The sequence below is a fragment of the Rhizobium sp. 01N447_2 genome, assembly GCF_056399245.1.
Map to the genome: position 1 here is coordinate 38,893 of NZ_JBFTQY010000054.1, position 6,465 is coordinate 45,357.

Sequence of the window (6,465 nt, forward strand, 5' to 3'; positions counted from 1 at the left end):
ATGCTACAGCGTCTTTTGCGCGTCCGAAAAGACGCGCGACGCTGTAGGCCGTTCGATCATGGCTGCAGTTCGGTATCCCAGTAGAGATAGTCGAGCCAGCTTTCATGCAGATAGTTTGGCGGGAACAGCCGGCCGTTATTGTGCAGATCCTGCACCGTCGGCTGGTAGGGCTTCTGCGCCGGGAACATGCCTGCCTGCTTCGGAAGCTTGCTGCCCTTGCGCAGATTGCAGGGCGAGCAGGCTGCCACGACATTCTGCCAGGTCGTCTCGCCGCCATGGGCGCGCGGGATGACGTGGTCGAAGGTCAAGTCGTCATGGGCGCCGCAATACTGGCATTCGAACCGGTCACGCAGGAAGACGTTGAACCGGGTGAAGGCGGGATTGCGGGACGGCTGAACGTAAGTCTTCAGGCACACGACACTCGGAAGCCGCATCGAAAAGCTCGGCGAGGAAACCGAATGTTCATATTCTGCAATGATGTTCACACGGTCGAGAAATACCGCCTTGATCGCGTCCTGCCAGGACCACAACGACAAGGGGTAATAACTCAGTGGCCGGTAGTCAGCGTTCAGGACGAGCGCCGGCAGGGCCTGTGGGGAGACTGCAATCGTCAAGGGACTCTCCTGATCGATTCGGCATCTGCACCTGTATATTAGGCCGGTTGTTACAGGATTGTGAAGTCCAATAAATTCAGAGGATAAAGGCAATTTGAAGAGTGTTGCCGATCAGCCGATCGGCACCATGTCACGGCGCATTTTCGTGGCGTAATAGGCCCAGAAAAGCCGTGCCGCCACCGAACGCCACGGCGACCAGACTTCCGCAAGCTGGGTCAGCGCCTTTGCCGGCGGCCGTGCTGCAAGACCGAATGCCGCTCCGACGGCATTCTGCAGCGCGACATCGCCGGCCGGGAAAACATCGGCATGGCCGCCGCAAAACATCAGATAGACCTCCGCCGTCCACGGACCGACGCCTTTCAGCGCGGTGAGTTCGCCAAGCGCTTCGCCCGGCGGCTTCAGGCAGAGCCCGGGGAGATCGAGGCGGCCGGAGGCGACCGCCTCGGCGATCCGCGACAGCGTCTCGGCCTTGGCGCGCGACAGGCCGAATTCGCGCCATGCCTCGGAGTGAAGCAGTGCGTAGCCTCCGGCGGTTAAAAGACCGTCCGCCGGCAGCATGCGCCGCCAGATCGCATCGGCGCTGGCGCGCGACACCATCTGCGAGACGATGATATGGGCAAGACCGGCAAAGCCGGGCTCACGCAGCCGCAGCGGAATAGGTCCGGCCTCCGCGACAATCGGCGCAAGACGTGGATCGAGGCGAAGCAGCGCTTCGAGCCCCTGCCTGACATCGTCTTCGTTGCGGATGATCTGCATTTTGCCTCGCAGTGGTTCAAAAGCCGAATCCATGGCAGAAGAAAGCATGACCACGAGTGAGCGTCAAAAACCTGTCTTTCGTTTTGCGCCGAGCCCCAACGGGCCGTTGCATCTCGGACATGCCCTCTCGGCCCTGCTGAACCGCGACATGGCCGAGGCCGAACAAGCACGCTTGCTGCTACGCATCGAAGATATCGATCAGACGCGCTGCACGCCCGAGTTCGAGGCCGGCATCCTCAGGAATCTCGAATGGCTTGATATCAGCTGGGAAAGCCCGGTGCGGCGCCAGTCGGACCATTTTCCCGAATATCAGACGGCGCTGCACACGCTGATCGAGCGCGGGCTGGTCTATCCAGCCTTTCTGACGCGCGGCGAGGTGAAGGCGCGCGTCGCTGCCTACGAGGCGACTGGTGAATCCTGGCCGCGCGATCCCGACGGCACTCCGCATTATACCGCAAATGATCGCGAGCGTTCGGCAGACGAATGGCGGGACCTGCTGACCCCTGGGAAGAAACATGCCTGGCGGCTCGATATGCGCAAAGCGCTCGACCTGATCGGCGAGCTGCTGTTCTGGACGGAAACCGGCGACGGCAGGACAGGTGAGATCGCCGCCGAGCCCGACGTCTGGGGCGACGTCATCCTGTCGCGCTCGGATGCGCCGTCGAGCTATCATCTTTCCGTGGTCGTCGACGATGCGCTGCAGGGCGTCACCCATGTCGTGCGTGGGCTCGACCTCTTCCACGCGACATCGGTGCACCGGCTGTTGCAGGTGCTGCTCGGCCTGCCGCAGCCGGTCTATCACCATCACCGTCTCATTCTTGGCGCGGATGGCCRCAAGCTTTCGAAAAGCCAAGGCGACACTGGGCTTGGCGAATTGCGCGCCCAGGGCATGTCAGGAGCGGATATTCGCCGCCTTGTCGGGCTCTGACTGCCTTTCGACACGCTCTCTGCCGACGATCGAAAGCGTGTGGGAGAACATCCGGAAGACGCGGAACTTGATCAGCGCCGCATTGATCTCCGCGCCGATGATGAAGATGACGCCGACCATGTAGAGGAAGATCAGCACGATCATGACAGAGGCGAGACCGGCATAGGTTGCCGTATAGTTGGCGAAGGTCACCAGGTAATAGGCAAAGATCAGCGCGCCGGCGAGCCAGAGAAGCAGCGTCAGCAGCACGCCGGGAATGACGTCGAAGACCCGCCGCTTGCCGGCTGGCAGCCAGAGATGCATGACCAGCAGTCCGACCGTCAGAACCACCAGCGTGCCGTAGATGCGCCAGCTGAAGACGATGTCGAGCGTATCGGCAAACAGCGGAAACCACTTCCTGGCATAGTCGAGTGCCAGCGGCAGGGCGACGAGCAGGATGCTGATTGCCGCGAAGATGATGACCGCGATCAGCACGTAGCCCAGGCTGGCGAGACGCGTGAAATACCAGGGCCGCGTTTCCTGCACCCGGTAGGCGCGATTGAGCGAGATGCGTAGCGCCTCGACGCCGTTCGAGGCGAAATAGGCGGCCGCCAGCACCGAGATCGTCAGCAGCCCGCCGCGTGGAATGGTCAGCACCTGCAGCACCTGGTCGGCGAGCGGCTTGGCGATCGCCTCGGGCCAAGTGTCGAAGATCAGGTGGATGGCGGTCGAGGAAAACTGATCGGCGCCGAGGAAGTTTGCAAGCGCCGTGCCGAAGATCAGGAAGGGGAAAACTGCAAGCAGGCTTGAAAGCGCCACATGGCTTGCCATGGCGAAGCCGTCGTCCTCGACCATGTGACAGATCGCGTCATAGACCACCTCGTAGATCGTGCGCAGCACCTTCAGCATTCTGTCTCCGGCTTTCAGATTGTATCCTCTGGCCGAATATGGGAAACGAGTCCCATTTTGTACAGGAATCATTCCATGGCGGAGCAGCGCACCATCGTCGTGACCGGATGTTCGTCCGGTATCGGCGCTCATTGCGCGCGGGCGCTGAAAGCCGATGGCTGGCGTGTCTTCGCGACGGTGCGCAAGCCGGACGATCTCAAGGGGCTGGAAGCGGAGGGCATCGAAGCCTTCCTGATGGATTATGCCAGGACCGAGACGATTTCCGACCTGGTCGGCGCGGTTCTGGAACGCAGCGGCGGTCGCATCGACGCACTCTTCAATAACGGCGCCTACGGCCAGCCGGGCGCTGTCGAGGATCTTTCGACGGCAACGCTGCGCGCACAGTTCGAGGCGAATTTCTTCGGCTGGCATGAACTGACGCGGCAGGTCATTCCGCCGATGCGCAAACGTGGCCAAGGGCGGATCGTGCAATGCTCGTCGATCCTCGGCGTCGTCCCCTATCGCTATCGCGGCGCCTACACCGCTTCCAAATTCGCGCTCGAAGGCCTCAGCATCACCCTGCGCATGGAGCTGCAGGGCAGCGGCATCCATGTGAGCCTGATCGAACCGGGACCGATCGCCACGCGTTTCACCGCCAATGCGCTCGCAAAGATCAAAGAGCATATCGACCTCGAGAATTCGCCGCACGCGGTCGATTACATCAGGCAACTGGCGAGACTCGACGGATCGGGACTGGTCAATCGCCACAAACTCGGCCCGGAAGCGGTCTATTCCGTATTGAACCACGCATTGAACTCGAAAAATCCGAGGCCACATTATCCCGTAACGACTCCGGCTAAGCAGGGTATGTTCCTGAAGCGGCTGCTTCCGGCAGACCTCTTCTRCCGCCTGATGCGCCGGACGGACTKACTGAGAAAGCTGAATACCATGTCCACGGTCACCTATATCCTCGCGATCATCGTCATGGGCGTCGTCGCCCTCGTCCTGATCCGCGGTCTCTTCAACATGATGAAGGGCGGCGATCCCAACCTTTCCAACAAACTGATGCAGCTTCGTGTGCTGCTGCAGGCGATTGCCGTCATCCTGATCATGCTGACACTCTGGCTGACCGGCGGTGGCCGCCCGACCTGACCAGACTTCAAGGGGGAAACCGTGGTCAAGCTCAACAAGATCTACACGAAAACAGGCGATGACGGCACGACCGGGCTGGTGTCCGGCCCGCGCCGGCTCAAAGACGATCTGCGCATCGAGGCCTACGGTACGATCGACGAGGCCAATTCCGCGATCGGCCTGGCGCGGCTGTACACGGCCGGCTTGCCCGAACTCGACGCCATGCTGATGTCGATCCAGAACGACCTCTTCGATCTCGGCGCCGATCTCGCCACCCCTGACACGGGTGAGCCGCCGGCCTACGAGCCGCTACGGATCATCGAGACGCAGGTCGACCGCGTCGAGCACGATATCGACCAGCTGAACGCCGGTCTGGAGCCGCTGAAATCCTTCATCCTGCCAGGCGGCAGCCCGGCCGCCGCACATCTGCATCTTGCCCGCACGATTGCGCGGCGCGCCGAACGTTTGATGGTGGCGCTTGCCCGCACCGACGGCGAAATCGTCGGCGAGCCGGCGATGAAATATGTCAACCGGCTCTCCGATTTCCTCTTCGTCGCCGCACGTCATGCAAACGACCGGGGTCATGCGGATGTGCTTTGGGTTCCGGGAAAAAACAGATAGGCTAGCCGCGATCACGATCGCCCGGGGGCCTTTATGTTCATACCACTTCACGATGCCAACACGCTGAAACATATCAAGGTTCAGTGGGTGACGCTCGCACTGATCGCACTGAATATCGCGGCCTGGCTTTTGACCAGTTTTGAGAGCGAACAGGCAGCCCAGGCGACGACCGTCGGGCTCGGCTATATCCCGGCAATCGCCTTCGGCCACGCGGTGTTGGCGCAGGGGCTCGAAATCGTGCCGGAGCCGCTGACTTACCYTACCTATGCCTTCGTCCACACCGGCTTCTGGCATCTCGCCGGCAACATGATCTTCCTCTGGGTCTTCGGCGACAATGTCGAGGATGCGATGGGACATCTGCGCTTCCTGATTTTCTATCTCGTTTGCGCAGCCGCCGGCGCGCTTTGCCACGGCCTGCTAACCATGACCTCGGAAGCGCCGCTGGTCGGCGCATCGGGGGCGGTCTCCGGCGTCGTTGCCGCCTATGTCATGCTGCATCCGCGCGTCCGGGTCTGGGTGCTGGTGTTTTTCCGTGTGCCGTTGCCCCTGCCGGCCTTCGTGCCGCTGCTTCTGTGGATCGGGCAGCAGTTCTTCATGCTGGCGATCGCACCTGACGGCGACGTTTCCTGGGGCGCGCATGTCGGCGGCATCCTTGCCGGGGCTTTCCTGATCCTGGTGTTGCGCCGGCCTGGTGTGCCGCTCTTCGACCGGCAGATCGTCACGCCCCGCGCCGTCAGAAACGAGCCGGGCGCCGGCCCAGCCATCGCGGCCGGCACGGACGGGCGCACGGCACAGCGATTTCCCTGGGGTCGTCGCTGACGCAATATTGACGTGAACGTAAACGTCCATATATTGCCGAGGCAAATCGCCTGCCGGCGTCATGGAAGCGTTGAATTTGGAGGAAAAACGCGTATCCATGTCGCCATTCGACAATCGGAGCGGCGCCCGAGCGCGCATTTTCTAAAAAGTCTCTGAAACCAGTTTCTCCTGAAGGAAGGACCCCATGAAGATACTCGTGCCCGTCAAACGGGTTGTCGACTACAACGTGAAGATCCGGGTGAAGCCGGATGGCACGGGTGTCGAGCTTGCCAATGTGAAGATGTCGATGAACCCGTTCGACGAGATCTCGGTGGAAGAGGCGCTGCGGCTGAAGGAAGCCGGCAAGTGCGAGGAAGTGGTGGTCGTCTCGATTGGTCCAGCCAAGGCCGAGGAGACGCTGCGCACCGCACTTGCCATGGGTGCCGACCGGGCGATCCTCATCGAGACCGACGATCAAATCGAGCCGCTCACTGTCGCCAAGATCCTCAAGGCTGTCGCCGATGCCGAACAGCCCGGTCTGATCATCGTCGGCAAACAGGCGATCGACGACGACAGCAATCAGACCGGCCAGATGCTGGCGGCACTGATGGGCATGCCCCAAGCGACCTTCGCCTCGAAGATCGAGATYGGCGATGGCAAGGCTCAGGTGACCCGTGAAGTCGATGGCGGCCTGCAGACGATCGAGATCAAGCTTCCGGCTGTTGTGACCACCGATCTGCGCTTGAACGA

8 protein-coding genes and 1 pseudogene are annotated in these 6,465 nt (G+C 61.5%); 6 read left to right on the forward strand and 3 right to left on the reverse strand.

Annotation, left to right across the window (positions count from 1 at the left end; all coding sequences use genetic code 11):
* Positions 1-56 precede the first annotated feature (56 nt).
* On the reverse strand, positions 57-614 hold the full coding sequence (locus AC1ECN_RS27665; protein WP_018069229.1) for an HNH endonuclease: 558 nt from the start codon (positions 612-614) through the stop codon (positions 57-59).
* A gap of 111 nt (positions 615-725) precedes the next feature.
* Positions 726-1,418, reverse strand: coding sequence for a DNA-3-methyladenine glycosylase family protein (locus AC1ECN_RS27670; RefSeq protein ID WP_130662846.1), 693 nt, complete (start codon positions 1,416-1,418; stop codon positions 726-728).
* On the opposite strand from AC1ECN_RS27670, the gene gluQRS reads away from it, so the two are divergent.
* The gene (gluQRS, locus tag AC1ECN_RS27675) at positions 1,417-2,298 is read left to right on the forward strand and encodes a tRNA glutamyl-Q(34) synthetase GluQRS (protein ID WP_477954758.1); all 882 of its coding nucleotides are present in this window, start codon (positions 1,417-1,419) and stop codon (positions 2,296-2,298) included. The genes AC1ECN_RS27670 and gluQRS overlap by 2 nt on opposite strands.
* Here the strand turns inward: gluQRS and AC1ECN_RS27680 are convergent.
* Complete coding sequence (locus tag AC1ECN_RS27680; RefSeq protein ID WP_018069232.1) at positions 2,263-3,186, reverse strand: YihY/virulence factor BrkB family protein; 924 nt, start codon at positions 3,184-3,186, stop codon at positions 2,263-2,265. The two genes, gluQRS and AC1ECN_RS27680, sit on opposite strands and share 36 nt — an antisense overlap.
* A gap of 75 nt (positions 3,187-3,261) precedes the next feature.
* Here AC1ECN_RS27680 and AC1ECN_RS27685 point away from each other — a divergent pair.
* From AC1ECN_RS27685 to AC1ECN_RS27705, 5 genes and pseudogenes are all read left to right on the forward strand, one after another.
* Positions 3,262-4,092 (forward strand): annotated as a pseudogene (locus AC1ECN_RS27685) (SDR family oxidoreductase); the annotation flags it as partial.
* Between the two features lie 21 nt (positions 4,093-4,113).
* Complete coding sequence (locus AC1ECN_RS27690; RefSeq protein ID WP_018069234.1) at positions 4,114-4,317, forward strand: twin transmembrane helix small protein; 204 nt, start codon at positions 4,114-4,116, stop codon at positions 4,315-4,317.
* A 21-nt stretch (positions 4,318-4,338) separates the two neighbouring features.
* Positions 4,339-4,917: a cob(I)yrinic acid a,c-diamide adenosyltransferase gene (locus AC1ECN_RS27695; RefSeq protein ID WP_130662327.1), complete on the forward strand. Its 579-nt coding sequence runs from the start codon at positions 4,339-4,341 to the stop codon at positions 4,915-4,917.
* A gap of 33 nt (positions 4,918-4,950) precedes the next feature.
* The gene (locus AC1ECN_RS27700) at positions 4,951-5,736 is read left to right on the forward strand and encodes a rhomboid family intramembrane serine protease (protein ID WP_477954760.1); all 786 of its coding nucleotides are present in this window, start codon (positions 4,951-4,953) and stop codon (positions 5,734-5,736) included.
* A gap of 184 nt (positions 5,737-5,920) precedes the next feature.
* The coding region (locus AC1ECN_RS27705) for an electron transfer flavoprotein subunit beta/FixA family protein (RefSeq protein WP_477954762.1) at positions 5,921-6,465 on the forward strand (545 nt) is incomplete at its 3' end.